The following is a 2,328-nucleotide window of genomic DNA, read 5'->3' on the forward strand; positions in this document are numbered from 1 at the left end:
GCGTCCGGCGGTCCGGTGCGCCGAGCCGTACCCTCCGGCCTCCCGGAGCCGCGGGGCCCCAGGGCCCCGGAGTGTCCTCGGTGCCCTGGTGCTCCTGGCCCGCCTCCGGCCGGCGCAGCCCCGAGACGAGCAGGAGGAGCCCCGCGCCGGCGCCCGCCCCGGCCAGCACCGCCAGCAGCACCTGAACGGTCACGCCACTCCTTCCAGCGGGGCGACCGAGGCGAGCGCGCCGGAGATCCGGCGGGCGGCCCGGACCAGGCGGGTCCGCTGCCGCCGCCCTTCCAGGAACGCCTGGGCGGCCGGGTCGTGGGCGATGTGCGCGCGGATCCGCACGCCGATCGCGTCGGTCACCTCCCGGGGCGGGTAGGCGCCCCGGCCGACCAGGACCAGCTCGGCGTGGGGCAGGGCCTCCGCCAGGCCCTCCAGGTGCGCCAGGTCCGCCAGCCGGGGCCGCGCCAGGACGAGGACGCGGTCCATGCTCACGGCGAGCTCCGCGGCCGGGCCCGCCAGCCGTCCCAGGTCGGCGACCACGGCCGCGCCCGCCGGGAGTTTGCCGAACACCTCCGGCAGCGTGGCGCTGAGCGTCATGAGCGCGGCGCCCGCCCGGTCCGGTCGGGCGGGACCGGCGATCACCCGCAGTCCGCCGGGCAGGGACTGCGTGTGGCGCCGGAGCACCTCCGCGTCCCGCTCGCTGCGGGTCTCGGCGGCCAGTGAGACGGTCCCCGGGGAGGGTTCGAGCCGGAAGTACCCGGCGAGCTCTCCACCGGAGGCGTCCAGCTCGGCCAGGACCACGTCCGTGCCGGGCCAGGTGGCCGCGAGAGCGAGGGCGAAGGTGGTCGCACCCGGCGAGTTCTTCATCGAGGCGACGCCGATGACGGTCAATTCGCCCCCTGCGAGACCTGCACCAGCGTGAACATGCCCTGCGCGACCGGGGCGGCGATCTTCTCCGCGTCGTTCCGCGGCAGCAGCAGCGTGACCACGGCGGGGCTCTGCGGCTGGTCGGGCCTGCGGACCTCGGTCACCACGGCGACCACGGACTGCGGCCTCGTCCGGGTCCCGCCGACGCCCGCGGAGACGGTGTCGCCGGGGATCTCGGTGACGGCGACCCGGTCTCCGGGCGCCAGGCCCGGGGCGTACTGCCCCGGCCGCACCGCCGCCCCGATCAGCGCCTGGTCCGGCCGGGGGTGGGCGGCGCTCCCGCCGACGTTCTTCTCGGTGAGCAGGGTCCCCGCCACCACCGGGACCGTGAGCTTCCGGCCGACCAGGCTCCCGGCGCGGCTCGCCGGGACGAGGCCGGCGTCCACGCTCCCGGTCACCGTGCGCAGGTCGCCGGCGTCGAGGACGTGCCCGGCCGGGAGGTCGGACCGTACGGCCACCGCCCCCGCCGGGATCCCGGCCCGCAGGGTGACCGCGGCCGAGGCGAGTGCGCACGCCGCCACGAGGACGCCTCCGAGCAGCATCCTGCCGACGCTCCGGCGCCTCCTCGGCGCACCGGTCGTCGGTCGCGCCGGTCTGACCGCCGTCGTGGCCACTGCTTCCCCCTCTTCAGGCTGTGACGATCTTCAAACTGTGACGATCGTCAGGCTGACGATCGCCGCCGTCACGCGGTGACGACCGATTGGGACTCGGCGACGCGGAACTCCTCGCTCGCCGTGGTGGTCAGGGACGGGAGCGGACCGCTCCGCCCGGCGGCGGTCCAGGTGACCTCCCAGACGACCGTGGCGGTCACCCGGTATTCGCCGTTCGGGGCGTCCATGCTCGAGTCCAGGTAGGTGTGGCCGCAGGTGGGCGAGGGGCGGCGCGGGTCGTCCCGGCCCTCGCGGTACGCCGTGCCCGGGCCCCGGCAGACCACCGTGGTGCCGTCGCCCATGTCCCACTTCACCCGGACCGGCCGGGCGAGGACGGTCGCGGTGGTCCCGCCCGCCGTGCCGGTGGCCGTGCGGGGGCGCCAGGACGTCCGTGAGATCGTGAGCCAGATCGGCAGCCGGACCAGTTGCAGGTCCTCGGGGCCCGGCGAGGAGCCGATCTCCGGCTCGGGCAGGACGAGACGGTCCACCGCCTCCAGGACCGCGGCCGGGGGGACCGGGGTCCCGGCGGCCGTCCTCCGCCCGTGCCGTCCCCGCCCGCGCCGTCCCCGTCCGCCCTCGGGCGCGGCTTCAGGGGATTCAGCGGGTCCAGCGGCTCCAGCAGGTCCAGCGGGTGGTCCAGCGGGCTCCGGGAGCCGTCCTGCGGGTCCAGCGGGCCGCGGGGGTCCGGGGTGTACGGCAGGCCCGGCCGGCCCCGGAGACCGGATCGGCCGGCGGCCTCGGAGCGGTCGGCGCGGGGGTC

4 protein-coding genes are annotated in these 2,328 nt (G+C 77.3%); all 4 read right to left on the reverse strand.

Features of this window, described 5'->3' with window-relative positions:
- Positions 1 to 193, reverse strand: a 193-nt coding sequence (locus ACWJ6R_RS34755) for a hypothetical protein (RefSeq protein ID WP_449066275.1), incomplete at its 3' end; no start/stop codon positions are given.
- Positions 190 to 882, reverse strand: coding sequence for a hypothetical protein (locus tag ACWJ6R_RS34760; RefSeq protein ID WP_449066276.1), 693 nt, complete (start codon positions 880 to 882; stop codon positions 190 to 192). The genes ACWJ6R_RS34760 and ACWJ6R_RS34755, both read right to left, overlap by 4 nt.
- Positions 879 to 1,460 (reverse strand): SAF domain-containing protein, encoded by a 582-nt coding sequence (locus ACWJ6R_RS34765; RefSeq protein ID WP_449066277.1) that lies wholly within the window; start codon positions 1,458 to 1,460, stop codon positions 879 to 881. Before ACWJ6R_RS34765 ends, ACWJ6R_RS34760 begins: the two co-directional genes overlap by 4 nt.
- Before the next feature lie 140 nt (positions 1,461 to 1,600).
- Positions 1,601 to 2,056 (reverse strand): hypothetical protein, encoded by a 456-nt coding sequence (locus tag ACWJ6R_RS34770; protein WP_449066278.1) that lies wholly within the window; start codon positions 2,054 to 2,056, stop codon positions 1,601 to 1,603.
- Positions 2,057 to 2,328: the final 272 nt, after the last annotated feature.

The organism is Planomonospora algeriensis (genome assembly GCF_977012225.1).